The organism is Nitratireductor sp. J20-h4, from assembly GCF_056780505.1.
This window is the reverse complement of the sequence record NZ_CM165557.1, coordinates 4,320,500-4,345,881: the sequence shown is the minus strand read 5'-3', so window position 1 is coordinate 4,345,881 and position 25,382 is coordinate 4,320,500. Positions and strand designations below refer to the sequence as shown.

28 protein-coding genes are annotated in these 25,382 nt (G+C 67.0%); 7 read left to right on the top strand and 21 right to left on the bottom strand.

Features of this window, described 5'->3' with window-relative positions; translation table 11 throughout:
* Positions 1-38: 38 nt before the first annotated feature.
* Positions 39-1,412 carry a cytochrome P450 gene (locus tag ACT2B0_RS21025; protein WP_473466157.1) on the top strand — a complete coding sequence of 458 codons (1,374 nt, stop codon included), beginning with the start codon at positions 39-41 and terminating at the stop codon, positions 1,410-1,412.
* Between the two features lie 56 nt (positions 1,413-1,468).
* Here the strand turns inward: ACT2B0_RS21025 and ACT2B0_RS21020 are convergent, their stop codons facing one another.
* The 7 genes from ACT2B0_RS21020 to rph form a co-directional block, all read right to left on the bottom strand.
* Positions 1,469-2,296 carry a cyclase family protein gene (locus ACT2B0_RS21020; protein WP_473466155.1) on the bottom strand — a complete coding sequence of 276 codons (828 nt, stop codon included), beginning with the start codon at positions 2,294-2,296 and terminating at the stop codon, positions 1,469-1,471.
* Positions 2,297-2,409: 113 nt separating this feature from the next.
* Positions 2,410-2,790 carry a YraN family protein gene (locus ACT2B0_RS21015; RefSeq protein WP_473460196.1) on the bottom strand — a complete coding sequence of 127 codons (381 nt, stop codon included), beginning with the start codon at positions 2,788-2,790 and terminating at the stop codon, positions 2,410-2,412.
* Positions 2,780-3,691: a 16S rRNA (cytidine(1402)-2'-O)-methyltransferase gene (rsmI, locus tag ACT2B0_RS21010; RefSeq protein WP_473460195.1), complete on the bottom strand. Its 912-nt coding sequence runs from the start codon at positions 3,689-3,691 to the stop codon at positions 2,780-2,782. The genes ACT2B0_RS21015 and rsmI overlap by 11 nt, the downstream gene beginning before the upstream one ends.
* 79 nt (positions 3,692-3,770) lie before the next feature.
* Positions 3,771-4,931: a radical SAM family heme chaperone HemW gene (gene hemW / locus ACT2B0_RS21005; protein WP_473460194.1), complete on the bottom strand. Its 1,161-nt coding sequence runs from the start codon at positions 4,929-4,931 to the stop codon at positions 3,771-3,773.
* A complete protein-coding gene (locus ACT2B0_RS21000; RefSeq protein ID WP_473460193.1) occupies positions 4,928-5,581 on the bottom strand; it encodes a non-canonical purine NTP pyrophosphatase in 654 nt (217 codons plus the stop codon). The genes hemW and ACT2B0_RS21000 overlap by 4 nt, the downstream gene beginning before the upstream one ends.
* A complete protein-coding gene (locus tag ACT2B0_RS20995; protein ID WP_473460192.1) occupies positions 5,582-5,992 on the bottom strand; it encodes a VOC family protein in 411 nt (136 codons plus the stop codon).
* 12 nt (positions 5,993-6,004) lie between these two features.
* Positions 6,005-6,721: a ribonuclease PH gene (rph, locus tag ACT2B0_RS20990; protein WP_473460191.1), complete on the bottom strand. Its 717-nt coding sequence runs from the start codon at positions 6,719-6,721 to the stop codon at positions 6,005-6,007.
* A 181-nt stretch (positions 6,722-6,902) separates the two neighbouring features.
* Between rph and hrcA the strand changes: the two genes are divergently transcribed.
* From hrcA to ACT2B0_RS20975, 3 genes are all read left to right on the top strand, one after another.
* Positions 6,903-7,973, top strand: a complete 1,071-nt coding sequence (hrcA, locus tag ACT2B0_RS20985) for a heat-inducible transcriptional repressor HrcA (RefSeq protein ID WP_473460190.1) — start codon at positions 6,903-6,905, stop codon at positions 7,971-7,973.
* 127 nt (positions 7,974-8,100) lie between these two features.
* Positions 8,101-8,787, top strand: coding sequence for a nucleotide exchange factor GrpE (gene grpE / locus ACT2B0_RS20980; RefSeq protein WP_473460189.1), 687 nt, complete (start codon positions 8,101-8,103; stop codon positions 8,785-8,787).
* Between the two features lie 178 nt (positions 8,788-8,965).
* Positions 8,966-9,601, top strand: a complete 636-nt coding sequence (locus ACT2B0_RS20975) for a trimeric intracellular cation channel family protein (RefSeq protein ID WP_473460188.1) — start codon at positions 8,966-8,968, stop codon at positions 9,599-9,601.
* Positions 9,602-9,617: 16 nt separating this feature from the next.
* Here the strand turns inward: ACT2B0_RS20975 and ACT2B0_RS20970 are convergent, their stop codons facing one another.
* Positions 9,618-10,619 (bottom strand): adenosine kinase, encoded by a 1,002-nt coding sequence (locus tag ACT2B0_RS20970; RefSeq protein WP_473460187.1) that lies wholly within the window; start codon positions 10,617-10,619, stop codon positions 9,618-9,620.
* A gap of 147 nt (positions 10,620-10,766) precedes the next feature.
* Between ACT2B0_RS20970 and ACT2B0_RS20965 the strand changes: the two genes are divergently transcribed.
* Complete coding sequence (locus ACT2B0_RS20965; RefSeq protein WP_473460186.1) at positions 10,767-11,471, top strand: sulfate transporter family protein; 705 nt, start codon at positions 10,767-10,769, stop codon at positions 11,469-11,471.
* A 15-nt stretch (positions 11,472-11,486) separates the two neighbouring features.
* On the opposite strand, the gene ACT2B0_RS20960 is transcribed toward ACT2B0_RS20965, so the two are convergent.
* From ACT2B0_RS20960 to cysG, 6 genes are all read right to left on the bottom strand, one after another.
* Positions 11,487-13,097: a GMC family oxidoreductase gene (locus tag ACT2B0_RS20960; RefSeq protein ID WP_473460185.1), complete on the bottom strand. Its 1,611-nt coding sequence runs from the start codon at positions 13,095-13,097 to the stop codon at positions 11,487-11,489.
* 84 nt (positions 13,098-13,181) lie between these two features.
* Positions 13,182-13,721 carry a DUF934 domain-containing protein gene (locus ACT2B0_RS20955; RefSeq protein WP_473460184.1) on the bottom strand — a complete coding sequence of 180 codons (540 nt, stop codon included), beginning with the start codon at positions 13,719-13,721 and terminating at the stop codon, positions 13,182-13,184.
* A 2-nt stretch (positions 13,722-13,723) separates the two neighbouring features.
* The gene (locus ACT2B0_RS20950) at positions 13,724-14,470 is read right to left on the bottom strand and encodes a phosphoadenylyl-sulfate reductase (protein ID WP_473460183.1); all 747 of its coding nucleotides are present in this window, start codon (positions 14,468-14,470) and stop codon (positions 13,724-13,726) included.
* Entirely contained in the window at positions 14,445-16,115 is a 1,671-nt protein-coding gene (locus ACT2B0_RS20945; RefSeq protein WP_473460182.1) for a nitrite/sulfite reductase, read from the bottom strand. The genes ACT2B0_RS20950 and ACT2B0_RS20945 overlap by 26 nt, the downstream gene beginning before the upstream one ends.
* Positions 16,116-16,148: 33 nt before the next feature.
* On the bottom strand, positions 16,149-16,457 hold the full coding sequence (locus ACT2B0_RS20940; protein ID WP_473460181.1) for a DUF2849 domain-containing protein: 309 nt from the start codon (positions 16,455-16,457) through the stop codon (positions 16,149-16,151).
* 22 nt (positions 16,458-16,479) lie between these two features.
* Positions 16,480-17,907: a siroheme synthase CysG gene (gene cysG / locus ACT2B0_RS20935; protein WP_473460180.1), complete on the bottom strand. Its 1,428-nt coding sequence runs from the start codon at positions 17,905-17,907 to the stop codon at positions 16,480-16,482.
* A 272-nt stretch (positions 17,908-18,179) separates the two neighbouring features.
* Here cysG and ACT2B0_RS20930 point away from each other — a divergent pair, with 272 nt between their 5' ends.
* Positions 18,180-18,629: a baeRF12 domain-containing protein gene (locus ACT2B0_RS20930; protein ID WP_473460179.1), complete on the top strand. Its 450-nt coding sequence runs from the start codon at positions 18,180-18,182 to the stop codon at positions 18,627-18,629.
* A 6-nt stretch (positions 18,630-18,635) separates the two neighbouring features.
* On the opposite strand, the gene ACT2B0_RS20925 is transcribed toward ACT2B0_RS20930, so the two are convergent.
* The 7 genes from ACT2B0_RS20925 to ACT2B0_RS20895 all read right to left on the bottom strand — a co-directional run bounded on the left by ACT2B0_RS20925 (position 18,636) and on the right by ACT2B0_RS20895 (position 24,668).
* Positions 18,636-19,475 (bottom strand): alpha/beta fold hydrolase, encoded by an 840-nt coding sequence (locus tag ACT2B0_RS20925; protein WP_473460178.1) that lies wholly within the window; start codon positions 19,473-19,475, stop codon positions 18,636-18,638.
* A complete protein-coding gene (locus tag ACT2B0_RS20920; RefSeq protein ID WP_473460177.1) occupies positions 19,472-20,587 on the bottom strand; it encodes a branched-chain amino acid ABC transporter permease in 1,116 nt (371 codons plus the stop codon). The genes ACT2B0_RS20925 and ACT2B0_RS20920 overlap by 4 nt, the downstream gene beginning before the upstream one ends.
* Before the next feature lie 5 nt (positions 20,588-20,592).
* The gene (locus ACT2B0_RS20915) at positions 20,593-21,588 is read right to left on the bottom strand and encodes a branched-chain amino acid ABC transporter permease (RefSeq protein ID WP_473460176.1); all 996 of its coding nucleotides are present in this window, start codon (positions 21,586-21,588) and stop codon (positions 20,593-20,595) included.
* A gap of 7 nt (positions 21,589-21,595) precedes the next feature.
* Entirely contained in the window at positions 21,596-22,318 is a 723-nt protein-coding gene (locus ACT2B0_RS20910; RefSeq protein ID WP_473460175.1) for an ABC transporter ATP-binding protein, read from the bottom strand.
* On the bottom strand, positions 22,318-23,097 hold the full coding sequence (locus ACT2B0_RS20905) for an ABC transporter ATP-binding protein (RefSeq protein ID WP_473460174.1): 780 nt from the start codon (positions 23,095-23,097) through the stop codon (positions 22,318-22,320). The genes ACT2B0_RS20910 and ACT2B0_RS20905 overlap by 1 nt, the downstream gene beginning before the upstream one ends.
* A 135-nt stretch (positions 23,098-23,232) precedes the next feature.
* Positions 23,233-24,441, bottom strand: coding sequence for a substrate-binding domain-containing protein (locus ACT2B0_RS20900; protein ID WP_473460173.1), 1,209 nt, complete (start codon positions 24,439-24,441; stop codon positions 23,233-23,235).
* Between the two features lie 38 nt (positions 24,442-24,479).
* Positions 24,480-24,668 (bottom strand): hypothetical protein, encoded by a 189-nt coding sequence (locus tag ACT2B0_RS20895; RefSeq protein ID WP_473460172.1) that lies wholly within the window; start codon positions 24,666-24,668, stop codon positions 24,480-24,482.
* Positions 24,669-24,788: 120 nt separating this feature from the next.
* On the opposite strand from ACT2B0_RS20895, the gene ACT2B0_RS20890 reads away from it, so the two are divergent.
* Positions 24,789-25,346 (top strand): LuxR C-terminal-related transcriptional regulator, encoded by a 558-nt coding sequence (locus tag ACT2B0_RS20890; protein ID WP_106570452.1) that lies wholly within the window; start codon positions 24,789-24,791, stop codon positions 25,344-25,346.
* The last annotated feature ends 36 nt before the right edge of the window (positions 25,347-25,382 follow it).

The window sequence follows — 25,382 nt, the reverse complement described above, 5'->3', positions numbered from 1 at the left end:
TCGTAGAAATACGCAGCATGCTCACCGGACACCAGACCATGGACATCAAGCCGGCTCCCTTCATTCCGCCCGCGCCGAAGCCGCGCACCAAGCCGCCCTCGACGCTGCAGATGATGCGCATCGTCTACAAGAACCCGCTCGAATTGTGGGGCGAGCCCTCCTACAACGAGAAGTGGATTTCGATTTCCACCGGTATCGGCGGGCCGCTGGTGATCGCCAACGACCCGCGCCTCATTCGCCACGTGCTGGTCGACAACGCCAAGAACTACAAGATGGCGCGGGTGCGCCAGAAAATCCTGCGCCCGATCCTGCGCGACGGCCTGCTGACGGCCGAGGGCCAGGTCTGGCGGCGTTCGCGCAAGGCGATGGCGCCGGTCTTCACGCCGCGCCACATCCACGGCTTCGCCGCGCCGATGCTGGCCAGGAGCGAAGCCTTCGCCACCCGCTACGAGGACACTGCCGGGCCGGTCGACATCGCCCGCGACATGACGATGCTGACCTACGACATTCTGGCCGAAACGCTGTTTTCGGGCGAGATCGCCGGCGAACCCGACAATTTCGCGCGCCAGGTCGACCATCTGTTCGAGACCATGGGCCGGGTCGATCCGCTCGATCTTCTGGGCGCGCCCGACTGGCTGCCGCGCTTCACCCGCATTCGCGGCCGCAAGACGATGGCCTTTTTCCGCCAGATCGTCGCCGAGACGATGGCGATGCGCAAGCAGCGCATGGCCGACGATCCCGATGGCGTGCCGAACGATTTCCTGACCTTGCTGCTGCGCGCCGAGGGGCCGGACGGTCTCGGCGCGGCCGAGATCGAGGACAACATCATCACCTTCATCGGCGCCGGCCACGAGACCACCGCCCGGGCGCTGGGCTGGACGCTTTATTGCCTCGCCGAAGCGACCTGGGAACGCGACAGGGTCGAGGCGGAGATCGATGCGGTGCTTGCCGCCGAGCCGGATCCGGCCGCGTGGCTCGACAGGATGCCGGCGACCCGCGCCGCCTTCGAGGAGGCGATGCGGCTCTACCCGCCGGCGGCCTCGATCAGCCGCGAGGCGGTCGAGCCGGACCGCTTCGAGGATCTGGAGATCGTCAAGGGCGCGCAGATCCAGGTCATGCCGTGGACGATCCACCGCCACCGCAAGCTGTGGGACCAGCCCGAGGCCTTTTTGCCGGAGCGGTTCCTGCCGCAGAACCGCGAGCGCATCGACCGCTATCAATATCTGCCCTTCGGCGCCGGACCGCGGGTGTGCATCGGCGCCAGCTTCGCCATGCAGGAGGCGGTGATCGCGCTCGGCGTGCTGTTGTCGCGCTACCGTTTCGACACGGTCGCCGAAACCAGACCGTGGCCGGTGCAGAAACTCACCACCCAGCCCGAGGGCGGGCTGCCGATGCGGGTTTCCCGGCGCTGACGCCGCACGGGGGGACCGCGGGCGCCAGGGCCGGGCTGATCGAAATCGGCCGCCGGCTAGACCATGGCGATGACGCGCGAGGGGCCGCCCGTGCCGCCGCGCAGCTTCGGCGCGCCGACCACCAGGGTCGCGCCGCTCGCTGGCAGGCTCTCCAGATTGGCGACGCATTCCAGTCCCCAGCGCCCCGACGGCAGCCAGGCATAATGCACGGCGAAATCGGGCGACGGGCCGTGATCGAGCGACAGCGTGTCGACCGCGATGCCCTTGACCGACGGCGCTTCCATCAGCATCTGCGCGGCCTCGATGTGGAAGCCGGGGAAATGCATGGTCTTGCCGTCCTCGCCGACATTGCGGAATTTACCCGTCTCCAGATGCGCGCCCCAGCCCGACAGCATCGCCACGCACGCCCCTTCGGGCAGATCGCCATTAGCGTCCGTCCAGGCCTTGAGGTCGTCCGGCGTCACCTGGGCGTCGGCATTGTCGGCCGCCTTCTGGCGGATGTCGATAATGGCGAGCGGGCAGACCAGGTCCGCCACGGGGATTTCGGCTACCGATTTGCCGTCGGCGGAAAAATGCAGCGGCGCATCCAGATGCGTGCCGGTATGCTCGTTGAAGCGCCATTCATTGATATTGAATTTGTGCTCGGCGTAGTTGAACACCACCTTCTTGAACAATTGCTGCTCGTTGAAGAAGGTCGGGAACGCCTCGAACAGCTCGTGGGTCAGATCCTCGGCTTTGGTCGGCATCGCCTTTTGTGCAAATAGCGGCGCCGGCGCCGCGAGCGAGGCGGCCGCGGCCGCGCCGGCGACCGCGCCGCCCTTGAAGAAGTCGCGCCGGGAAAGCATGCGGTCCTTGACGCTGTCGATCACGCAATGGTGACACATGGTCATTCCTCCCTTGAGAATGAAGTCGCCGCATTCGCTCAAGAATGATCCGGCGTTCGGGATGACGCAAGGCAAGCTTCTGCCGTCCTGCCTGGGCCTTGCAACGGCCGGGCCTACCGGCCGCGCCCGAAAAACGCGTTTTCGACATGCACCGGCCAGCGCCGCGGCAATACCGCGACCAGGTCGAAGCGGATCGACAGCCGGGCAAAATCGGTCTGCCGCGACAGCCATATGTCGGCGGCGGCCTCGATGCGTCGTTGCGCGAGCGGGCCCACCGCCTCCATCGCCGCGGCGAGCGTCGGTCGCGCCTTGACCTCGACGAAGGCGACGAGATCGCCGCGCCGGGCGATCAGGTCGATCTCGCCGAGCCGCGTCCGGTAGCGGCGCGCGACGATCCGGTAACCCTTGAGTGTCAGGGCGAATGCAGCCAGCCACTCGCTGCGGTGGCCCCGGCGATAGGCGCGTTGCCGCCGCGAGGAGGACTCATCGGCCATCGGCTTCGGCCCTGAGCGCAATCAGACGGCGGTAGAGATCGGTCTTCGTGCCGCCGGTCATGCGCGCGGCTTCGCCGGCGGCCTTCGCTGCCGGCATCTCGGCGGCGAGCTCGAGCAACAGCGCGTCGACATCCTCCGGCGCATGTGGCGCGGCGTCCTCGGGTGGCGCAACGCACACCACCACCTCGCCCTTCGGCGCTCCGGCTTCGGCGTAGTGTTGGCCAAGCTCGGCCAGGGTGCCGCGCCGCACCTCCTCGTAAGCCTTGGTGAGCTCGCGGCAGACGGCCGCCTGCCGCGACGCACCCAGCGTCTCGGCCATCGCGGCCAGCGTGTCGGCGAGGCGGCGCGGCGATTCGAAAAAGATCAGCGTTGCCGGAACCGGGGCAAGCGCGGCAAGCCTTGTACGACGCTGGCCGGCCTTAGCCGGCAAAAAACCGGCGAAGAAGAACGAATCCGACGGCAGTCCCGAGGCGACCAGCGCGGCCAGCGGCGCCGAGGCGCCGGGGATCGGCACGACCTTGCAGCCTTCGCCGAGGGCCTGGCGCGCGAGGCGAAACCCCGGGTCCGACACCAGCGGCGTGCCGGCGTCGGAGACCAGCGCCACCGAGCGGCCTTCCTTGAGCGCGGCAAGCAGCTTCGGGCCGGCCTCGGCGGCATTGTGTTCGTGATAGGCGATCGGTTTGCGCCGGATCGCGTAGCGTTCGAGCAGGCGGCGGGTTATGCGCGTGTCCTCGCAGGCGACGAGATCGGCCGCCGCCAGCGTTTCCAGCGCCCTGATGGTTATGTCGGCGAGATTGCCGATCGGCGTGGCGACGAGATAAAGCGCCGGCTCCGGCGCACGGGCCGTCAGCGTGGCCTGGCCGATCACGAATGTGCGCTCTGGCTGTGGTCGATCGCTCATCGTCGTTCCCGATTGTCCATCCGGCCGGGCGCTGGATACCAGGCCTCGGCGGCGTGACCCCGACCGTCCAGGGCCGGCCCTACCGTGCCAGATCGGCGACCACGGCGTCGAGCACGATCATGCCCGCCTGCGTCGCGCGCAGCCTGGAATTGCCGATCGGGGCGACGAGGTGTTCGCCTTGCAGGACGGATATGCGCGCCTGCGAAAGCGGCCTGCCGGCGAGCGCCTCGTAGCGGGCAAGATCGATGCCTTCGGCCAGCCGCAACCCCATCAGCAGGAATTCGTCCGCTTCCTGCGATCTGGAAAGCACTTCGCCGTCGACGACGCCGTGGCCGTTTTCCTCGACCAGCGCGCACCATCTTTCCGGCAGGCGCTCGGCAATCGTCACCGTGCGCGCGCCCTCTTCGACGAAGCGGCCATGCGCGCCCGGTCCCACCCCGACATATTCGCCGTAGCGCCAGTAGACGAGATTGTGGCGGCTTTCGGCGCCGGGCCTGGCATGATTGGAAATCTCGTAGGCCGGCAGGCCGCGCGCTGCCGTCACGTCCTGCGTCAGCCGGTAGAGCGCGGCCGCCTGGCCCGGCTCCGGCACCGCGAACTTTCCCGCCTGATGCAGGGCGAAAAACGGCGTGCCCTGTTCGATGGTCAGTTGATAGAGCGACAGATGGTCGGCTGCGAGCCCGATTGCCTCGTCGAGCTCGGCGCCCCAAGCCTCCGACGTCTGGCCGGGCCTTGCATAGATCAGGTCGAAGGACAGCCGCGCGAAGGTCGAGCGCGCGATCTCGATCGCCCGGCGGGCCTCGGCGACATCGTGCAGCCGGCCGAGAAAGCGCAGGTCGGGATCGTTGAGGGCCTGCACGCCGAGCGAGACCCGGTTGACGCCCGCGTCGCGATAGCCGCGAAAGCGCTCCGCCTCGACCGACGAAGGATTGGCCTCGAGCGTGATCTCGGCTCTGTCGTCGACGCTCCAATTGCGATTGATCGATTCGAGTATCGCACCGACGGTTGCCGGTTCCATCAGTGACGGCGTACCGCCGCCGAAAAAGATGCTGGTGACCGTGCGCGGACCGGTGCGGGCGCGCATATGCGCCATCTCGGCTGCGAAGGCGCGCACGAAGCGCTGCTGGTCGACGGGCTGATGGCGCACATGGCTGTTGAAGTCGCAATACGGGCATTTGGCCGCGCAGAACGGCCAATGGACATAGACCCCGAAACCTGGCGAGCGGTCGATATCGCTCATGCGGTCTCCAGCATCGCGGTGGCGAAGCGCGCGAAGGCGCGCGCCCGGTGCGACAGGCCGAGATCGCCGCGCCCGGCCTCCCAGGCATGTTTCTCGCCCGCCGTCATCTCGCCGAAGGTCTGGTCGTAGCCGTCGGGCTTGAACACGGGATCGTAGCCGAACCCCTTGTCGCCGCGCGGTGGCCACACAAGCGTGCCCTCGACCTCGCCGCGGAAATATTCCGCATGGCCGTCCGGCCAGGCCAGGCACAAAACGGCGACGAACCGGCCGGTGCGCCGGTCCGGCGTGGTCGCGCCCCTGTCCTGCAGCAGCGCCTCGACCTTTTGCATCGCCATCAGGAAGTCGCGGCCCGAGCCGTCGGGTCGTTCCGCCCAGTCGGCGGTGTAGACGCCGGGTTGGCCGTCGAGCGCGTCGACCACCAGGCCCGAATCGTCCGACAGCGCCGGCAGGCCCGTCGCGGCGGCCGCGGCCAACGCCTTGGTCAGGGCGTTTTCCTCAAAGCTGGTTCCGGTTTCCGGCGGTTCCGGCAGGCCATAGTCACCGGCCGAACGCGCTTCCAGCCCATAGGGCGCGATCAGTTCCGAAATCTCGGCCAGCTTGCCCTTGTTGTGGGTCGCCACGACGAGTTTTCTGTCGGCCAGTCGTCTCATTCACAACCCCCAGATTCTCGGTTCCGCGAATTCCAGCGAATTGCCGCCCGGATCGCGGAAATAGATCGACCGGCCGCCCTGCGGCCATTCGAAATCGGCCTCGATCGTCACACCGGCGGCCTCAAGATGCGCCTTCCAGCGCTCGATCTCGACCGCCGACGCCGAAAAGCAGAGATGACCAGGCCCATGGGCGCCGTGCGGCGGCACCGGCAGACCGGCGCCCGGCGCGCGCGGCACCTCGGTGGCTGCGGCGTAAAAAAGCAGCACGACGCCTCTACCGCAGCGGAAAAAGACGTGCCGGCCCTCGTCCTTGGCAATACGCTCGAGACCGAGCAGATCGCCGTAGAACGCCTCGGCGGCATCGAGGTCGTCGACATAGAGCGCGGATTCAAGAATCGCCGCCGGTCGCACTGTCCGTCCTATCTATCCGATCGCCATCTTCTGCAACTCGACAAGCCGGCCGATCCCCTTGCGGGCAAGCCGCATCAGTTCCTGGAACTGGTCGTCGGAGAACGGCTCGCCCTCGGCCGTGCCCTGGATCTCGACGATGCCGCCCTTGCCGGTCATGACGAAATTGGCGTCGGTGCCCGCCGCCGAATCCTCGACATAGTCGAGATCGAGCACCGGTTGCCCGTCGTGAATGCCGCAGGAGATCGCCGCGACCTGATCCTTCAGCACCTTGGAAACCGACACCATGCTGCGCGCTTCCATCCAGGAAAGGCAGTCGTGCAGGGCGATGAAGCCGCCGGTGATGGATGCGGTGCGGGTGCCGCCATCGGCCTGCAGCACGTCGCAATCGACGGTGATCTGGACTTCGCCGAGCGCTTCCAGATCGACCACCGCGCGCAGCGATCGGCCGATCAGACGCTGGATCTCCAGCGTGCGCCCGCCCTGCTTGCCGGCCGTCGATTCGCGGCGCATGCGCTCGCCCGTCGACCGCGGCAACATGCCGTATTCGGCGGTGACCCAGCCCCGGCCCGCATTGCGCAACCATGGCGGAACCCTTTCCTCCAGGCTCGCCGTGCACAGCACATGGGTGTCGCCGAACTTGACCAGGCAGGAGCCTTCGGCATGTTTGGAAATGCCGCGCTCGAAGCTCACGGCGCGCATTTCGTCGGGCTTCCGCTTGGAAGGACGCATCACTCTGTTTTCCGCTTTTTTCCTGTAAGAAAAGGGCTTGTAGCGAGCCCCAACCCGCGACGCAAAGAAAATCCGGCTTCGGCCGGGTTTTGTCGGCAATGCCTCGTCGGCACTTTGCTCCGCCGGCGGGCGCGCCTATATGTTAACAGTTCTCATAGGCATGGCAGATCGTGCTGCGGAGATGACCAAACCCTTGATCGACAAGACCTTGCAGAATCTCGATGCGCGCTCGCGCGACATATTCCGGCTGATCGTCGACACCTATCTGCGTGACGGCGAACCCGTCGGCTCGCGCAATCTGTCGCGCATGCTGCCGTCCTCGCTGTCGCCGGCGACCGTACGCAACGTCATGAGCGACCTGGAACATCTCGGCCTGGTCTACGCGCCGCATGTCTCGGCCGGGCGGCTTCCGACCCAGAAAGGGCTGCGCTTCTTCGTCGACGCGTTCATGGAGATCGGCGACCTCTCGGAGGAGGAGCGGCGCGTGATCGAGGCCCAGGTCAAGGCCTCGGGCAGCGACGCCTCGCTGGAACACATGCTCACCGAGGCAAGCCAGATGCTGTCGGGCATGTCGCGCGGCGCCGGGCTGGTGCTGGCCGCCAAGCATGAAACCGCGCTCAAACATATCGAATTCATCCAGCTCGAGCCGACCAAGGCGCTGGCGGTGCTGGTATCGCAATCCGGCGACGTCGAAAACCGCATCGTCGATCTGCCGGCGGGCGTGACGGCGGCGCAGTTGCACGAGGCCTCCAACTTCCTCAACGCCCATATTCGCGGCAAGACCCTGGCCGAGGCGCGCTCCGACATCGCCCGCCTGCTCGAGGAGACCCGCGCCGCCCTCGACACCCTGTCCCAGGACCTGGTCGAAAAGGGTCTGGCCGTATGGGCCGGCGCCGATGCCGGTCTGCCGGCGCGGCTGATCGTGCGCGGACGCGCCAATCTCCTGGAAAACCTGACCGCGCCCGACGATATCGAGATGCTCAAGCATCTGTTCGACGATCTTGAGACCAAGGAAGGGCTGGTTCAGCTGCTCAACCTGGCCGAGGAAGGCTCCGGCGTGCGCATCTTCATCGGATCGGAGAACAAGCTGTTCTCCCTGTCCGGCTCGTCGCTGGTGGTCGCGCCCTACCGCGACAAGGACGCGCGCGTGGTCGGCGCGCTCGGCGTGATCGGGCCGACCCGGCTCAACTATGCCCGCATCGTGCCGATGGTCGATTATACCGCGCAGGTATTGTCGCGGCTGATGAAATAGGCTCGCGCCGGGTTCGTCCGCCGGATCGGCCCGACGGGCCGTCGACGATCACGCCTCTTGATTTTCCGGTCGCAAGCATCGATATCGGGCTCAACTCCGAGAACTCTGGAACACACGGGATCAGTCGATGAACGACCATCCGAAGAATGAACGCGGCGCCGACGACCAGGCCGCCACGCCCGACATGGAAACGGCGAAAAGCCATTATGCCGAAATGGGCGGCGAGGCCGATGCGCCCGACACCGAGCAGGACGGTGCATTCGCCGCCGAGCGGGAAGCGTTGCTGAAGCTTGCCAAGGAAAACGAGGAACTGAAGGATCGCGCCCTGCGCCTCGCCGCCGACATGGAAAATCTGCGCCGGCGCACCGCGCGCGACGTCCAGGACGCGCGCTCCTATGCGATCGCCAATTTCGCCCGCGACATGCTGACGGTCTCCGACAATCTGCGCCGGGCGATCGACGCCGTGCCCGCAGAGGCGCGCGAGCGGGGCGAGGCGGGTCTTGTCGCGCTGATCGACGGCGTCGAGATGACGGAGCGCTCCATGCACGCCACGCTCGAGCGCCATGGGGTGAAGAAGATCGAACCCGATGGCGAGAAATTCGACCCGAATTTTCATCAGGCCATGTTCGAGGTACCGAACCCCGACATTGCCGCCGGCACGGTGGTACAGATTGTGCAGAGCGGTTACGTCATCGGCGACCGCGTTTTGCGCCCGGCGATGGTGGGGGTGGCCAAGGGCGGCCCCAAGGCCGCGGCCAGGGACGAAGCGGCCGAACCGGGCCCGGTCAACGAACAGGCCGAAAAGGACGCCTGAGCCCGCGCGGGCCGCGTTCCGCGCGTCCGGCGGCCGACTAGCTTTGGACGACCCGGCCCGGTTTGCGAAGACGCTTCGCCGAAGCCCGATCGTGCTCTATCGTTGCGTCATGGCATGCCTCTTCTCGAAGACCGATGCCCGGTCTTCGGGGGCGTAGCCGGCCCGCGGGGACGCTGCGATGAATCCGCTTCTATTGCTCGATTATGCCGGCGTGGCGGTGTTTGCCGCCACCGGCGCCTTGGCAGCGTCGCGCAAGGAGCCCGACATTATCGGTTTCCTGTTCCTGGCCGGCGTGACCGGTGTTGGCGGCGGCACGCTGCGCGACCTCGTGCTGGGCGAGCTGCCCGTGTTCTGGGTGGTGAACCCGGCCTATCTTCTGGTCTGCGGGGCGGTCGCCGTTCTGGTTTTCTTCACCGCGCCGCTGGTCGAATCGCGCTACAGGCTGCTCCTGTGGTTCGATGCGCTCGGCCTTTCGGCCTATTGCGTGATGGGTGCGGCCAAGGGGCTTGCGGTCGCCGCCTCGCCGCTGGTCGCCATCGTCACCGGCATCATGACGGCGACCTTCGGCGGCATTCTGCGCGACCTGCTTGCCGGCGAGCCGTCGGTGCTGCTTCGTCCCGAAATCTACGTCACCGCCGCGCTGGGCGGCGCGGCCGCCTTCGTGGCGCTCGACCTTGCCGGCATCGGCCCGGCCCTGGCGGCGTTCGCCGCCTTTGCCGTGGCCTTCGCCGTGCGCGGCGGGGCGCTGCGCTTCGGCTGGGCGTTTCCGCGCTATCGCAGCCGCCCGGGCCGCCGCCCGGAGGACATTCCGTAGTGTATGACCGATCGCGCTACAGCAAACCGGATTGCTGGGCGGCCTCGCGCAGGTTCTTCTGCGGGCGCGGGCCGATCTGCTGGATGACGATGCCGGCGGCGAGCGATCCCAGACGGCCGCAATCGACCAGATCGCGCCCGGTCACGTAGCCGTAGAGGAAGCCCGCCGCATAAAGGTCGCCGGCGCCGGTCGTGTCGACCAGCTCGTTGATCTCGACCGCGTCGATCGCAATGGTTTCCGCCCCGCGCACGATCACCGAGCCGTGCTCGGAACGGGTCACCGCGGCGAGCTTGCAATCCTTGCCGATCGCCTCCAGCGCCGCCTCGAACGAGGCGGTCTGATAAAGCGATTTCAACTCGCTCTCATTGGCGAACACGATGTCGACCGTGCCCGAGCGCATCAGGTCCAGGAACTCGTCGCGGTAGCGGTCGACGCAGAACGGATCCGACAGGGTCATCGACACCTCGCCGCCCGCCGCGTGGGCGTGTTGCGCGGTCAGGCGGATGGCGTCCTTGGCCAGCGGGGGATCCCACAGATAACCCTCGAAATAGACGAGCTTGCTCCGTTCGGCCTTGTCGCGCTCGACATCGTCGGGACCCAGTTCGACGCAGGCGCCCAGATAGGTATTCATCGAGCGCTCGCCGTCCGGTGTGACGAAGATCATCGAGCGCGCGGTCGGCGTCTGGCCATTGAGCGGCTGCGTGTCGAAGGCCACGCCCTGGGCGCGGATGTCGTGGGCGTAGACCTTGCCGAGATGGTCGTCGGCCACCTTGCCGAAAAACGCCGCGGCCGCGCCGAAGCTCGCAATGCCGGCGGCGGTGTTGCCGGCGCTTCCGCCCGATGCCTCGATGGCCGGACCCATGCGGCTGTAGAGCAGCTCGGCGCGTTCGGCATCGATCAGGTTCATGGCTCCTTTGACGATGCCGTTTTCGACAAGGAAATCGTCATCGCAACGTGCGAACACGTCCACAATGGCATTGCCGATACACAACACGTCGAATGGCTTGGCTGAGGTCACCTTAGGTTCCGCTGGATTGTTTCGGGGAGGATTCGTTGCCGGTTTAAAGCATCTGCCGGGCGTGACAAGCCCCCGCCGGATCGCGCCGCTCATGCTTGCCAATCGGCGCGGGGGTTCTTATCTGCGCCGGGCACGACGGAGCAGACCATGATCCTTGACGCGGCGCGCGCGGCGGCGGCGCAATTGTTCACCGCCGAATTCCGGCAGGTTTTCCTGAAGTCGCTCGGCCTGACGCTTCTGGCCCTGGTGGCGTTGTGGTTCGGCCTGAGCGGCCTTTTCGACACGTTCGCCATGCCGTGGATCGACGAGCTGCTGCCCGGATTCCCGGCATGGGCCGGCTGGCTCGGCTTCGTGACCGCGCTGCTGTTCGGCCTCGGGCTGGCGATCGGGCTTGCGCTCCTGGTCGCCCCGGTCACCGCGCTTATCGCCGCGCTTTTTCTCGACGATGTCGCCGAGATCGTCGAGGCCGCCGACTATCCGCGGGACCCGCCCGGCCAGCCGCTGCCGGCCATGCGCGCGCTGTGGCTGTCGCTGAAATTCTTCGCCGTCGTGATCCTGGCCAATCTGGTCGCGCTCTTGCTGCTGCTTGTTCCCGGCGTCAACATCGCCGCCTTCTTCCTGGTCAACGGCTATCTGCTCGGCCGTGAGTTCTTCGAATTCGCCGCCTTGCGCTTCCGCTCCGAAGAGGATGCGCGCGCGCTGCGCCGGCGCCATGCCGGCACGGTGTTCATGGCCGGTTTGGTGATTGCGGCATTCCTCGCGGTGCCGCTCCTCAACCTTCTGACGCCGCTGTTTGCGGCGGCGATGATGGTCCATCTGCACAAGGCCCTGTCGGCACGATCCGCGCCGTGAGGCGCGGGCCCGCCTTCAGCCATGCGCGGCCCGCATCATCTCGGCCGCCCGTTCCGCGATCATGATCGTCGGCGCGTTGGTGTTGCCGCCGATCAGGGTCGGCATCACCGAGGCGTCGACCACTCTGAGACCGTCGACGCCGTGAACGCGCAATTGCGGATCCACCACCGCCATCGCGTCGGTGCCCATGCGGCAGGTGCCGACCGGGTGATAGATGGTGTCGGCGCGGGCGCGGATATGCTGCATCAGTTCGGCGTCGGTTTCGCCGCCGGTGAGATAAAGCTGCTTGCGCCGATAGCGCGCCAGCGCCGGCGCGTCCAGGATGGCGCGCATCATCTTGGCGCCTTTCAAGAGCAAGGCCGCGTCGCGGTCGTCGGCGAGATAGGCCGGGTCGATCGCCGGCGGCGCCAGCGGATCGGCGCTCGCCAGGCTGACGGTGCCGCGCGAATGCGGCCGCAACACGCAGACATGGCAGGAAAATCCGTATCCCAGATGCAGCTTGCGGGCATGGTCGTCGACGACCGAGATGACGAAATGAAGCTGCAGGTCGGGCCTGGCGAGCGCCGGGTCGGACTTGATGAACGCGCCGGCTTCGGCGAACGGGGTCGCGATCATGCCCGACCCGTCGCGCCGCCAGCGCAGCATGTGGCGCACCAGCTTCGCCGTTCCGCGCAGACCGATGCCGAACAGGTCGGTCTCGTCCGATTTCCAGGACTGGATGAAGTCGAGATGGTCCTGCAGGTTTTTCCCGACGCCGGGCAGTTCGTGCAGCGTCGCGATGCCGTGCCGGGAAAGTTCGTCCCTCGGTCCTATTCCCGAAAGAAGCAGCAGGTGCGGCGACCCGAACGCCCCGCCGCACAGCACGACCTCGCGCCGGGCCTCGACCAGCTCGTCGCGGCCCTTGCGCCGGTAGCGCAGGCCGGTCGCCCGCTTGCCGTCGAAGACGATGCCCGTCGCGTGCGCCTTGGTGACCACGGTCAGCTTCGCCCGCTCCATCGCCGGATGCAGATAGGCCGCCGCCGCCGAACAGCGCTCGCCCGTGCGCGGCCCGTCCCAGAACTGGGTGACCTGGTAGAGCCCGGCGCCCTCCTGCTCGGGGCCGTTGAAATCGCCGTTGCGGCGGATCTGGGTCTGGGCGCAGGCCTCGACGAAGGCGTGGCTGATCGCACGCGGTTCCCGCTGTTCGCCGACCTTCAGCGGACCGTCGCCGCCATGCAGGGCGTCGCCGCCGCGCTGGTTGCCCTCCGCCCGCCGGAAATAGGGTAGCACCTCGTCCCATGACCAGCCTGCGCAACCCGCCTCGGCCCAGTCGTCATAGTCGCCGGGGTGGCCGCGCACGTAAAGCATGGCGTTGATCGCGCTCGATCCGCCGAGCGCCTTGCCGCGCGGCTGGTATCCGCGCCGGCCGTTGAGGCCCGCCTGCGGGACGGTCTCGAACGCCCAGTTGTTGAGTTTCGGCCGCCCCGGCAAGAGCGCGACCACTCCGGCCGGCGCGCGGATCAAGAGGTCGCGCCCGTCGCCGCCCGCCTCGACCAGGCACACCGAGACGGCCGGGTCTTGCGAAAGCCGCGCCGCCAGGGTGGCGCCGGCCGAGCCGCCGCCGGCGATCACATAGTCGTAAGCCATGCCCGCGTCCTCCCGCGCGCCGGTTTCCCGGCTTTGAAGGATATGAGCAAGTCGATGGCGCGCTGTAAAGCGGGAGCGTGGCGGCTACGAGGCCGCCGGCAGGCGCCGCCAGGCATAACCGGCCGCGGCCGGTGCGCCCTTTGCCGCCGGCTGGTAGTGCACGGGCAGCCCGCCGGTGCGTCCGGCTTCAAGCCGCGCCAGCGTGGTCGCATGCGAGACCTCGAACTCGTCGAAGCCGGTGCGCAGCATCAGGGCGATCTGGTCGATCAGCACCTGCCCCGTCGCCCGCAGCCGCCCGCGATAGCCATGGCGCTCTCGCAGCAGCGCGGCCTTCGAATAGGAGCGGCCGTCGGCGAAGCCGGGAAAGGCGAGCGCGACGAGGGGAATGTCGGCAAGCTCGCCGACGATCGCGGCGATGTCGTCGCCGGGTGCGATCTGGACGCCGATGCGGCCGCTTTCGGCCCGGCGCGTGGTCGCATCCAGCGCCTGCCACGCCGCGAGCGGCAGGATCACGCTGTCATTGCCGGCAAGCGCCTCGGCGCTGTCTGAATGGCGCCAGAAATCGTCGCGAAACCCGTCCGGTGTCCACAGCCGGCAATTGGAAGCGGATGCCTGGTCGTTCATTCTCAACCTCGCATTCGGGGGGCGGCGGCGCTCATGCCGGGAAGATGGATGCCGCATTCGGTCTTGGCCGAACCGGCCCAGCGTCCGCTGCGCGCGTCTTCGCCGGGCTTGACCGGCTGCGTGCACGGGAAACAGCCGATCGACAGATAGCCGTAGGCGGTGAGCGGATTTTCCCGCAGGTCGTTGGCGCGCATATAGGCGGCGAGATCGTGCGTGGTCCACGACGCGAGCGGGTTGATGCGAATCCGCGTTCCCACCGCCTCGAACACCGGCAGGCCGGCGCGCGAGCTCGCCTGGAAGCGCTTGCGCCCGGTCAGCCAGGCCGCAAACGGCTCGACCGCCCGTGCCATCGGTTCGACCTTGCGGATGTGGCAGCAGGCATCCGTGTCGCGCCGGTGCAGCGTGCCGTCCGGATCGCCGGCAGCAAGCAGATCGTCGCGCGGCGTAATCACCCTGAGATCGGCGAGGCCGAGATCGTCGGCCAACAGATCGCGATAGGCGATCGTCTCGGAAAAATGCTTGCCGGTATCGAGAAACAGCACCGGAACGGCGGGATCGACCGCCGCCAGCATGTGCAAGAGCACCGCCGAATCGGCGCCGAAGGAGGAGACTGCCGCGATCTCGCCGGCAAAAAGCGCGCGCGCCGCCTTTTCCACGATCGCGATCGGCGCAAGCCCGCCATGGCGTGCCTCGAGCTCGGCGGCGCGGGCGCGCGCCTCGGCCTCAGGCCGCCCTGGCTTCGCGACCATAAAGCGCCTCCTTGAACGGCGCCGGCCCGACCCGGAGATAGGCGTCGATGAAGCGTTCGGACGGGTCGCTGCGAATGCCGAGATAGGTCTCGACCACCGTTTCGATGGCGTCGGTGATCGCGTCGGGCGCGAATCCGCGGCCGACGATCTCGCCGATCGAGCTCGTCTCGTCGCCCGAGCCTCCAAGCGTGATCTGGTAGAGCTCGCTGCCCTTCTTCTCGACCCCCAGAATGCCGATATGGCCGACATGGTGATGGCCGCAGGCATTGATGCAGCCGGAGATCTTGAGCTTCAGCTCGCCGATCTCGCGCTGCCGCTCCAGCGAGGCGAAGCGGCGCGAAATTTCTTGCGCGACCGGGATCGAGCGCGCATTGGCGAGCGCGCAATAGTCGAGCCCGGGGCAGGCGATGATGTCGCTGATCAAATTGGAGTTCGCCGTCGCCAGGCCGGTCTCCACCAGCCGGTCGTAGACGGCTTTCAGGTCGGCGCGCGCGACATGCGGCAGCACCAGGTTCTGTTCGTGGCTCACCCGGATCTCGTCGAAACCGTATTGCTCGGCGAGCGCGGCGACCGCCTCCATCTGCTGGTCGGTGGCGTCGCCCGGCGCCTCGCCGATGGCCTTCAGCGAAATCGTCACCGCCGCGTAGTCGGCATGTTTGTGGGTGGTCACGTTCTGGCCCAGCCAGTCGGCGAAATCCTTCGAGTCCAGCCGCGCCTGGCGCACGGCGTCGTCGCCCTCGGGGCGCGGCGTCAGCGGCGGCGGCGCGAAATAGGTTTCGATGGCGCGGATGTCTTTATCCGGCAGTTTGAGTTCGCCGTCCCGCAGCGCGGCGAATTCGGCCTCGATCTGCTTGGTCAGTTCCTCCGTGCCGGTCTCGTGCACCAGGATCTTGATGCGCGCCTTGAACTTGTTGTCGCGACGGCCGTGAAGATTGTAAACGCGCACGATCGCCGTCGTATAGGACAGCAGGTCCTCTTCCGGCAGGAAGTCGCGGATTTTCTTGGCGATCATCGGCGTGCGGCCCTGGCCGCCGCCGACATAGACGGCGAAGCCGAGCCGGCCATCCGCATCCTTCTTCAGATGCAGGCCGATATCGTGCACCTGGATCGCGGCGCGGTCGCGTTCGGCGCCGGTCACCGCGATCTTGAACTTGCGCGGCAGGTAGGAAAATTCCGGGTGCACGGACGACCATTGCCTGAGGATCTCGGCATAGGGGCGCGGGTCGGCGACCTCGTCGGCCGCGGCGCCGGCGAAATGATCGGCCGTGACGTTGCGGATGCAGTTGCCGGACGTCTGGATGGCGTGCATCTCCACGCTCGCCAGTTCTTCCAGGATCGCGGGAATGTCCGACAGGGCGGGCCAGTTGAACTGGATGTTCTGCCGTGTGGTGAAATGGCCATAGCCCTTGTCGTAGGTGCGCGCGACATGGGCCAGCTTGCGCATCTGGCGGCCGTTCAAGGTGCCGTAAGGCACCGCGATGCGCAGCATATAGGCATGAAGCTGCAGGTAGACGCCGTTCATCAGCCTGAGCGGCTTGAACTGGTCCTCGGTGATCTCGCCGGCCAGCCGGCGCTCGACCTGGTCGCTGAACTGCGCCACGCGGGCGTTTACGAAACTGCGGTCGAATTCGTCGTAGCGATACATGGCTTCGGTTCTCGTTGGCCGGCGCGACCCGTCTCAGGCGGCGCGCGAAATCATCGGGCGCGCCTGCTTGCCCAGGTCGCTGCGATTGGTCGGGCCGGCGGCGCGGATGCGTTCGCGCAGCCTTTTCGGCAGGATCTCTCCGTCGGCGAGCGCGACGTCGATCAGTTCGACATCGACCACCTGGTTGTTCTCATAGGCCTCGACGCCGATGCGTTCGAGCGCGGCCACGGCCTCGTCGTCGACAGCGATCGCGGCGCCGGCAAGCGCCTCGTTCCAGTGTCCGTTGGTTCCGAACCAAACGGCTTCGCCGTCATGCAGGCGGTTGGCGGTCAAGATCTTCATGGCTGGGTCCCGATCATGTGCATTACGCGGCAAGCGCGGTCGCAGCGGCCGCTGCGAGCGGCTGCGAGCGGTCGAAATTGGCGCCGGCGACGGCATCGCCGATGATGGTCATCACCGGTCCGGCCAGCTCGTCGCGTCGCTGAAGCGCGGGCAGGTCGGCGAGCGTGCCGTGCAAAAGCCGGCGGCCGGGCAGGCTGGCGTTTTCGACCACCGCAACCGCGGTCTCCGGCGACAGTCCGGCCTCGATCAGGCGTCCGGCCACCTCCGCGGCCACCGAGCGCCCCATATAGACGGCGACCGTCGCCCCACTGATGGCAAGCCGGGCCCAGTCCGGCAGGGTCGATCCCTTGAGGTCGTGGCCAGTGGTGAACACCATCGACGACGACACGCCGCGCAGCGTCAAAGGGAGTTCGAAATCGGCCGCGGCGGCGAAGGCGGCGGTCACGCCCGGCACGATCTCGTAGGCGATGCCGGCATCGCGCAGCGCCTGCATTTCCTCGCCGGCCCGGCCGAAGATCAGCGGGTCGCCGCTTTTCAGCCTGACGACGCGTTTGCCCGCCGCCGCCAGCTCGACCAGCAGCGCGTTGATCTCGCCCTGCGCCTTGGAATGGCAGCCCTTGCGCTTGCCGACCGCGATCCGCTCGGCGTCGCGGCGGCCCATCTCCACGATCGCCGTCGGCACCAGCGCGTCAAACAGGATCGCGTCGGCCTGCATCAACAGGCGCTGGGCGCGCAGCGTCAACAGGTCCTCGGCGCCCGGCCCGGCGCCGATCAGGGCGACATGGCCGCGCGTCGGCGCGTCCTGGCCAAGCAGGCGTTCGGCCGCCGCGCGCGCTTCCGAAATATGGCCGATCTCCATCAGCCGGGCCGGCTCGCCGTCGAAAAAGTCGGTCCAAAAGCGCCGGCGCGCGCTGCCGCGCGGCACGAGGTCCTCAACCGTATCGCGCAGCCCGGCCGCGAGCCGGGCCAGCGGTCCAAGCGCAGGCGAGAGCATCCGGTCGATGCGGGCGCGAATGATCTGCGCCAGCACCGGGCCGGCGCCCTCGGTGCCGATCGCCACGGTGACCGGGGCGCGGTTGACGATTGCCGGCGTCAGAAAGTCGCAAAGCTGCGGCCGGTCGACGGCGTTGGCGGGAATGTTGCGCGCCCGGGCGTCGGCGATCACGCGCGCGTCCAGCGCTTCCTCGCCGGTGGCGGCAAACACCAGCACGGCGCCGTCGATCTGCGCCGCCTCGTAGGGCGCGCGCAGCAACTCCGCGCCCTGCTCGGCGGCGAAGGCGGCGAGCGCCGGCAGGGGGGCGTCGGCGACGATGCGGATCGCGGTGTCGCATTGCGCGACCAGCCGGGCCTTGGCGAGCGCTTCCTCGCCGCCGCCGACAATCACGACGGTCCGGTCCTTGACCCGCATGAACACGGGAAAAGTGTTGAGCTTGCCGGCATACGCAGCCATTACGGCCAATCTCCATTGTGTTGCCGGTATTGTCGGCGCGGCGACGCCGGATCAGAAGAAATGGGCTCGCGCGCGCCGCCAGGGCGCGCAATCGCTTTTTCACGGCCGCACCCGGCCACGGAATAAAATTCCCTCAGACCGGCCCGTCACCGCCCTATCGGGAACGCAGTGCTTCGCGATACGGTGTTTTCGACCGGCACCGATTGCGATCGCGGCCTTTTCGGACGGCGGTTCGGCTGCTTATGCCCTCGACCAAGCAACAGGAGATTTCGATGACCCTCACGAAACTGCAACGCGGAACCTGGGTGCTGGTCGCCGACGGCGAGAAGGCATTGTTCTTGCGCAATGAGGGCACGGCTTTCGAGCCGGCGCTGGTGGTGGTCGACGAGGCCCGCCAGGACAATCCGGCTACCCGCGACCAGGGCACGGACCGACCGGGACGCTTCAATGACGGGCCCAACCGGCATCGCAGCGCGGTCGCCGATACCGATTGGCACCGCATCGCCAAGGATCGCTTTGCCGACGATATCGCGGACAAGCTTTACCGGCTGGCGCAGAAGGACGCGTTCAAGCGTATCGTGCTGGTGGCGCAGCCTCACGTGCTGGGCGAAATGCGCAAGAGCCTGCACAAGGACGTCAGCGCGCGCGTCACGGCGGAGGTCGCCAAAACGCTCACCAACCACGCGCTCGATGAAATCGAGAAGGTGCTGATCGAGGACTGAACGGCGCTACCCGGCGAGGAAGTCGCGCAACAGCGCGATTTCGCCCTCGCTTGCCAGGGTCGGCGCGTGGCCGCAATCGGCGAAGGTAACGAGTTTGGGCGCCGGGCCGCGCCGGGTCATCGCTTCGGCAACCTCCGGCGACAGCACGTCGGAGGCTTCGCCGCGTAGAAGCAGGGTTTTGGCGCTCACTGCGTCATATTTGTCCCACACGTCGAGATCGCCCTTGTGCAGGGTGAACTGGGTGACGATCGCCGGGTCGTAATGCACGGTCACCTTGCCGTTGTCGGTGCGGCGCATCGACGTGTCGGCCATGCGCCGCCAGAAGGCGTCCGTGTTGCGGCCGAAGGGCGCGTAGTTGGTCCGCAGCCAGGCCTCGAGCTCGCCGACCGTGTCGTAGACCGGCGGGTTGCCGACATAGGAGACGATCCGGCCGCTGCCGGCCTGCGGAATGTCGGGGCCGATATCGTTGATGACCAGGTGGCTCATGCGCTCCTTCAGCGCCCCGGCCGCCAGCGTCACGCCGATCAGCCCGCCCATCGAGGTGCCGACCCAGCGCAGCCTGTCGATTTGGTAGTGGTCGAGCATGGCAAGTGCGGTCTCGCCGAAGCTCTTGTAGGAATAGTCGGCGCCGCCCGGCCGCGACCAGCTCGACAGCCCGCGCCCGAGCGTGTCGGGACAGAGAACGAAATAGCTGTCGCTCAGCGCTTCGGCGGCCTCGTCGAAATCGCGGCCCGTGCGGGCCAGCCCGTGCCACATGACGAGCGCCGGCCGGCCGGGGTCGCCCCATTCGCTCACATGCAGTTCGTGGCCGCCGGCGGCAATATAGGTCGAGCGGGGGCTGGTCATCGACGATGTCCCTTTTTCATGAGGGTTCCCGCGATCCCGGCGGGGAAGAAATAGACGAGCAGGATGAAGAGCAGTCCGAGCCACAAGAGCCAGCGGTCGGGATTGAGCAGATCCGGCAAGAGCGGCACGCCGGCCGTCGCCTCGGCCGCGACCTCCATCACATCCTTCAGGTAGAACTGCGCCAGGCTCATCAGGACGACGCCGATCAGCGCCCCGACCAGCGTGCCCATGCCGCCGATGACGACCATCAACAGGATGTCGATCATGATCGCGAACGACAGCACCACTTCCGGGCCGACATATTTCAGCCACACCGCCCGTAGCACGCCGGCCAGCGCGGCGATCACCGCCGAAATGCAGAAGATCGCGGTGCGGTAGCGAACGACGCGATAGCCGATCGCCTCGGCGCGCAATTCGTTCTCGCGGATCGCCTGCAGCACCGTGCCCATCGGCGAGGCGACGACGCGCATCATCGCCAGAAACAGCACCACACAGCCCAGGAAAACGAAATAATAGGCGGCGATCTTGCCGTTCAGCGGCACGTCGAACAGGCGGAGCACCTTGCCGTCGGCATCGGTTGCCAGCTTGAAGGCCGGCGAAAACAGGCGCGGGACCTGATAGGTGAAACCGTCCTCGCCGCCGGTAAAGTCGGACAGCTGGTTGGCGAGCACCATCATCACCGAGGCTGCGGCCAGCGTCACCATGGCGAAAAAGATCGCCTTGACCCGGAGCGACAGCATCCCGATCAGCACCGCCAGTACCAGGGCGGCGGCGACGCCGAGCCCGCCGCCGACCAGGATCGCGTCGAAGCCCGGCCCCCAGGCCTTCAGCATCATCGCCGTGCCGTAGGCGCCGAGCCCGAAAAACATCGTGTGGGCGAAGGAGACGATGCCGGTATAGCCGATCAGGAGATCGTAGCTGGCGACCAGCACGATGAACACGCAGATGCGCGCGGCGACTTCCTGGGCGCGCACGTCGGGAAACAGGAACGGCGCGAAGGCGAGGCAGAGCGCGATCGCCAGCGCGACGGCGTAGACGATCAGCCGGCCGGCCGGGACACGCCGGCGCTCGCCGGATGTGGCCGATGGGGAAGTGATCGACGGGTTCGACATCGTGCTTACCCCTTGATCGCCGGCTTGAGGCCGAACGGACGCCACAAAAGGATGATCATCATCAACAGCATGTTGGAGGCGAGCGACAGTTTGGGAAACAGGAAGGCGACGTAATTGGCCAGGAGACCGACCAGAATGGCGCCGAGCAGCGAGCCCTCGATCGAGCCCAGCCCGCCGATGATGACGACGATGAACACCAAAATCATCAGTTCGCCGCCCAGCGCCGGCGTGATCAGCCCCTGATAGCCGGCCCACATCGCGCCGCCCATCGCCGCCAGCGCCGAGCCGGCCATGAACACGCCAATGAACAGCCGGTCGATGCGGAAACCGAGCGCCTCGACCATCTCGCGGTTTTCCACCCCGGCCCGGATCAACAGGCCGATACGGGTCCGGTTCAGCGCGAAATGCATCGCCACATAGACGGCGAGGCCGAGCAGGAAGGCGAAGATGCGATAGATCTCGATGGCCACGTCGCCGATGATCAGCGAGCCCTCGAGCACTTTCGGGCGCGGCACGGCGACCGGCGCCCCGCCCCAGATCGCCAGCAGCAACTGCTCGGCCACGATCAGCGCGCCGATGGTGATCAGGATCTGGCGCAGATGGTCCTTGTAGACCGGCTTGACGATGACACGCTCGAAGAACCAGCCGGCCGCGGCGCCGAAGGCGGTGGCCGCTGCCACCGCGAGCAGCAGGGCGGCGATGTTGAGGATGGCGCTGTCGCCGGCCACCCAGCCGGCCAGCGCGGCGAGCGTGGACGCGGCGATGAAGGCGCCGAAGGAGACGAAGGCCGAATGGCCGAAATTCAACACGTCCATCAGCCCGAAGATCAGCGACAGGCCCGATGCCATCAGAAAGATCATCATGCCCATGGCGAGCCCCGCAACCGTCAGCGTCACCCATGTCGACGGCACGCCGATCAGCGCGAAGGCGAGCGCGGCAATCGCGACCGGCAGCAGGTAGACGCCGCCGAGCCGGTTCAGATGTGAGGAAATCGCGGTCATGATCGTCCTATTGTTGCGCGTCCAGGCTGAGCGACAGGAGCTTCGTCTGCAGGCCCTCGTCGGCGGCGAGCGCGGCCATGTCGCCGTCATGCACGATGCGGCCGTCGTCGATCACCGTCACGCCGCGCCCCAGCGCGCGGGCGAACAGAAAATTCTGCTCGACCAGCAGGATGGTGGTGTCGGCCGCGATCTCGCGGAAGGCGGCGATCATCGCGCGGATGATCGCCGGCGCCAGACCTTTCGTCGGCTCGTCGATCAGGATCATTTCGCGCTTTTCGATGATCGCGCGCGAGATCGCCAGCATCTGCTTCTGGCCGCCCGACAGCGCGAAGGCCTGCTTGGTCCAGAATTTTTCCATCGCCGGAAACAGCGCGAACACCCGGTCGAGCCGGTCCTTGTCGAACTGGCCCGATCCGGTGGCAAGCCGCATGTTCTCCTCGACCGTCAGCCCGCCGAATATGCCCATGTTCTCAGGCACGTAGGCGATGCCGAGGCGGGCGATGTCCGGTGTCGCCAGGGCGGTGATGTCGTGATGGCGAAAGACGATCGCGCCCTTGCGCGCGCGCCACAGCCCCATGATGGTGCGCAGCGTCGTCGTCTTGCCGGCGCCGTTGCGGCCCAAAAGCACGTGCACGCCGCCTTCCGGGACGTCGAAGGAGACGCCGTGCAGAATATGATACTGGCCGATATCGGTGTGCACGTCGTCGAGGCGCAGGATGGCATCGCTCATCAGGCGACCTCCTCTTCGTCGTCGGCGCCGACGCCCAGATAGATCTCGCGCACGATCGGCAGCGTCATCACCGTGTCCGGCGCGCCGTCGGCGACCAGCTCGCCGTTGTGAAGCACGACGATGCGGTCGGCGAGCGCGCGCACCACGTCCATCTTGTGCTCCACCAGAAGCACAGTCTTGGCGGCGTCCTTCTTGATCTCGGCAATCAGGTCGAGGATCGCCGGCGCCTCGTCGACCGACATGCCGGCGGTCGGTTCGTCGAACATGTAGATGTCGGGCTGCATGGCGATCAGCATCGCCACTTCGAGCTTGCGCTGGTCGCCATGCGGCAGGGCGGCTGCCGGATAATGTGCGACGGCGGCAAGCCTTGCGCTTGTTAGATGCTGTGCTGCCTCCTCGCGGATAGCATCCAGGCCGGCCGCCCGGCGGAAGATGCTCGCTCCAGCGCCCTGGCGCGCCTGCACCGCCAGGCGGACATTTTCCAGCACGGAGAGCTGCGGAAACAGGTTGGTGAGCTGGAAGGCGCGGCCGATCCCGGCCTTGGCGCGCGCCGACGGCGACAGCGCGGTGATGTCGCGCCCGTCCTTGAAGACACGGCCGGCTGTGGGTCGAAGCTGGCCGGAAACCAGGTTGAACCATGTCGTCTTGCCGGCGCCGTTGGGGCCGACGATGACCGTCAGCTCGCCGGGACGAAAGGCGCAGCTCACGCCGTCGACGGCGGCGTGGCCGCCGAAGCGGATCGTCAGGTCTTCGGTGCGCAGGGAAAAACGGTCAGACATCGGCAAGGGGTCCTGACGTCAGGCGGGCATGCTGCTTGGTTGACGATTAAGGAAGGGGTGCGGGCAGATCGTCGCCGGCATGTCCGCACCCCCTATCATCGGTGCCGCTCCCCGCGAGCGGGGAAGGCAGACCCGTCACTCCTGGTTGTTGCGGCCGATCGGAATGTTCATTTCCTCCGGCTTGATCTCGCGCACCAGTTCCGGGATCGCCCAGTCGACGGCATCGTCGACCTTGATCTTGAAATGATACATCGACTGCAGCGCCTGATGGTCTTCGGGACGGAAGGTCATCATGCCCTTCGGCGTGTCCCAGCTCATGCCTTCCATGGTGGCGATCAGCGTCTCGGTCTCCCAGTCGTCGGCCGTTTCCAGCGCCTTGACGATGGCGAGCGCGGCCGCCATGCCGCCGGCGGTGAAGAAGTCCGGCGGCGCGTCGAAGCGCTTCTTGTGCTCTGCGACCAGCCAGTCGTTGATCGCGTTGTCCGGGTTTTCGTAATAATAGTAGATCGCGCCTTCCATGCCGGGCACGCGCTTGTAGGTCGGCAGCACCGGCAGGATGTGGCCGCCGGTCGAGATCTCGATGCCGTAGCGCGACGGATCGGCCGACACCAGCGCCCCCATCGGATCGCCGGAGCCGGCGACGTAGATCAGCACCACCTTGCGGCCGTCCTTGTCCTTGAGCGCATTGAACAGCCGTTCGATGGTCGCCGTGTAGTCGGTGGTTTTCAGCGGCACGTATTCCTCCGCCACCAGGGTCGCGCCGGTGCCTTCGAGCGCCGTCTTGAAGGCGGCGATGCCGTCCTTGCCGAAAGCGTAGTCCTCGGCGAGCGTCGCCACGAACAGCGTCTCGTCGGGCTTCAGCGCCAGCGCCTGAGCCTGCATGTCCATCGACGAGTTGCGCGAGGTCTTGAACACGTAGCGGTTGGAGTCCGGACCGGTGAGCGAATCAGCGACCGCCGGTTCGACCAAAAGGATGCGCTCATATTCGGCCGCGATCGGCAGCATGGCGGTGGTCACGCCCGAGGAGGTGCCGCCGACGGCGATCAGAACCCCGTCGTCGCCATAGGCTTCGGCCAGCACCGAGCGGGCGACGTCCGGCTTGAACTGGGTGTCCTTCTCGATCACCTCGATCTTGCGGCCCTTGATCTCCATCGTGCCGTTGGTGGCGTATTCGAGACCGAGAGTGAAGCCATTGGTGGTCTGTTTGGAAAACGCCTCGAGCGGCGAGCCGGACAGGCCGTGCACGAGCGCGATCTTGACGGGGTCCTCCTGGGCGGGCGCGCTGGCCACACCGGCCACGGCCAGTGCCGTGGCGAGGGATAAGGTGGAGAGTAGCTTTTTCATCGGGGTTCCTCCTTCAAAGTCCGGTTCTGTCGGCGCGGTCAGGCCGCGTTCCGTTCGCGACGCCGGGCCGCTTGCGTGCGTATCCCGGCAGTCGACCCGTTGTGGCAGGTGATGTTCGGCGCACCGGCGGACGCGCTATGATCCGCCACCGGTGCGACGCCACGCATCGGCGCGGGCCGGTCCGGGCACAGACGAGCGGTTCTGACCAGCCAGGTGGCCAGGTTCATGCCGGTTTTCCTCCCAAGTGCGCGCAAAAAAGTGGCCATATGCCGTTGCGGTGTTGCGAAGCCGCGCGCCTTGGTACTATCCGACTGGCCGGGACTTGGTGCAATATCGTACAAATACGCATGATCGATCGCGAAGACACGCTGCGGGAACTGGCCTTCGAGCACGCGCCGGTGGGAATCGTGTTGACGGAAAACCGCGTCATCCGCGCCTGCAACGTCACCTTTGCCGCCATGTTCGGCTACGGCCGGGGCGAACTGGTCGACCAGTCCTTCGCCATCCTCTACCCCTCTTTCGAGGAGTTCGTGCGCATCCGCGATGTCGGCGTCGAGCCGCTCAGGGCGACCAACCGCTATTCCGACGAGCGGATCATGGCGCGCAAGGATTCCTCCTTGTTCTGGTGCCGGGTGCGCGGCCATTCCTTCACCCGCGACGAACCGCTGGCGCGCGCGGTCTGGACCTTCGCCGACCTGTCGGCCTCGCGTCCCGTCACCCGGCTGACGACGCGCGAGCGCCAGATCGTCATGCATCTGGGCGAAGGCCGCACCAGCAAGGACATCGCCCGGCTGCTGTCGCTGTCGCCGCGCACCGTCGAGGCGCATCGCGCCCGGCTGTTGAAGAAATATCACGCCGCCAACGTGGCCGAACTGCTCGCCGGCCTGAGCGGCATGCCGCATTGACCACGGCCTCACCGGCCGGACCAATGCAGTGCAAGC

What these genes read in the sequence shown, in the direction of transcription:
- ACT2B0_RS21025 (WP_473466157.1), top strand. Translation starts at nt 39, where the DNA reads ATGGACATCAAGCCGGCTCCCTTCATTCCGCCCGCGCCGAAGCCGCGC.
- ACT2B0_RS21020 (WP_473466155.1), bottom strand. Translation starts at nt 2,296, where the DNA reads ATGTGTCACCATTGCGTGATCGACAGCGTCAAGGACCGCATGCTTTCC.
- ACT2B0_RS21015 (WP_473460196.1), bottom strand. Translation starts at nt 2,790, where the DNA reads ATGGCCGATGAGTCCTCCTCGCGGCGGCAACGCGCCTATCGCCGGGGC.
- rsmI (WP_473460195.1), bottom strand. Translation starts at nt 3,691, where the DNA reads ATGAGCGATCGACCACAGCCAGAGCGCACATTCGTGATCGGCCAGGCC.
- hemW (WP_473460194.1), bottom strand. Translation starts at nt 4,931, where the DNA reads ATGAGCGATATCGACCGCTCGCCAGGTTTCGGGGTCTATGTCCATTGG.
- ACT2B0_RS21000 (WP_473460193.1), bottom strand. Translation starts at nt 5,581, where the DNA reads ATGAGACGACTGGCCGACAGAAAACTCGTCGTGGCGACCCACAACAAG.
- rph (WP_473460191.1), bottom strand. Translation starts at nt 6,721, where the DNA reads ATGCGTCCTTCCAAGCGGAAGCCCGACGAAATGCGCGCCGTGAGCTTC.
- hrcA (WP_473460190.1), top strand. Translation starts at nt 6,903, where the DNA reads ATGACCAAACCCTTGATCGACAAGACCTTGCAGAATCTCGATGCGCGC.
- grpE (WP_473460189.1), top strand. Translation starts at nt 8,101, where the DNA reads ATGAACGACCATCCGAAGAATGAACGCGGCGCCGACGACCAGGCCGCC.
- ACT2B0_RS20975 (WP_473460188.1), top strand. Translation starts at nt 8,966, where the DNA reads ATGAATCCGCTTCTATTGCTCGATTATGCCGGCGTGGCGGTGTTTGCC.
- ACT2B0_RS20965 (WP_473460186.1), top strand. Translation starts at nt 10,767, where the DNA reads ATGATCCTTGACGCGGCGCGCGCGGCGGCGGCGCAATTGTTCACCGCC.
- ACT2B0_RS20960 (WP_473460185.1), bottom strand. Translation starts at nt 13,097, where the DNA reads ATGGCTTACGACTATGTGATCGCCGGCGGCGGCTCGGCCGGCGCCACC.
- ACT2B0_RS20955 (WP_473460184.1), bottom strand. Translation starts at nt 13,721, where the DNA reads ATGAACGACCAGGCATCCGCTTCCAATTGCCGGCTGTGGACACCGGAC.
- ACT2B0_RS20950 (WP_473460183.1), bottom strand. Translation starts at nt 14,470, where the DNA reads ATGGTCGCGAAGCCAGGGCGGCCTGAGGCCGAGGCGCGCGCCCGCGCC.
- ACT2B0_RS20945 (WP_473460182.1), bottom strand. Translation starts at nt 16,115, where the DNA reads ATGTATCGCTACGACGAATTCGACCGCAGTTTCGTAAACGCCCGCGTG.
- ACT2B0_RS20940 (WP_473460181.1), bottom strand. Translation starts at nt 16,457, where the DNA reads ATGAAGATCTTGACCGCCAACCGCCTGCATGACGGCGAAGCCGTTTGG.
- cysG (WP_473460180.1), bottom strand. Translation starts at nt 17,907, where the DNA reads ATGGCTGCGTATGCCGGCAAGCTCAACACTTTTCCCGTGTTCATGCGG.
- ACT2B0_RS20930 (WP_473460179.1), top strand. Translation starts at nt 18,180, where the DNA reads ATGACCCTCACGAAACTGCAACGCGGAACCTGGGTGCTGGTCGCCGAC.
- ACT2B0_RS20925 (WP_473460178.1), bottom strand. Translation starts at nt 19,475, where the DNA reads ATGACCAGCCCCCGCTCGACCTATATTGCCGCCGGCGGCCACGAACTG.
- ACT2B0_RS20920 (WP_473460177.1), bottom strand. Translation starts at nt 20,587, where the DNA reads ATGTCGAACCCGTCGATCACTTCCCCATCGGCCACATCCGGCGAGCGC.
- ACT2B0_RS20915 (WP_473460176.1), bottom strand. Translation starts at nt 21,588, where the DNA reads ATGACCGCGATTTCCTCACATCTGAACCGGCTCGGCGGCGTCTACCTG.
- ACT2B0_RS20910 (WP_473460175.1), bottom strand. Translation starts at nt 22,318, where the DNA reads ATGAGCGATGCCATCCTGCGCCTCGACGACGTGCACACCGATATCGGC.
- ACT2B0_RS20905 (WP_473460174.1), bottom strand. Translation starts at nt 23,097, where the DNA reads ATGTCTGACCGTTTTTCCCTGCGCACCGAAGACCTGACGATCCGCTTC.
- ACT2B0_RS20900 (WP_473460173.1), bottom strand. Translation starts at nt 24,441, where the DNA reads ATGAAAAAGCTACTCTCCACCTTATCCCTCGCCACGGCACTGGCCGTG.
- ACT2B0_RS20895 (WP_473460172.1), bottom strand. Translation starts at nt 24,668, where the DNA reads ATGAACCTGGCCACCTGGCTGGTCAGAACCGCTCGTCTGTGCCCGGAC.
- ACT2B0_RS20890 (WP_106570452.1), top strand. Translation starts at nt 24,789, where the DNA reads ATGATCGATCGCGAAGACACGCTGCGGGAACTGGCCTTCGAGCACGCG.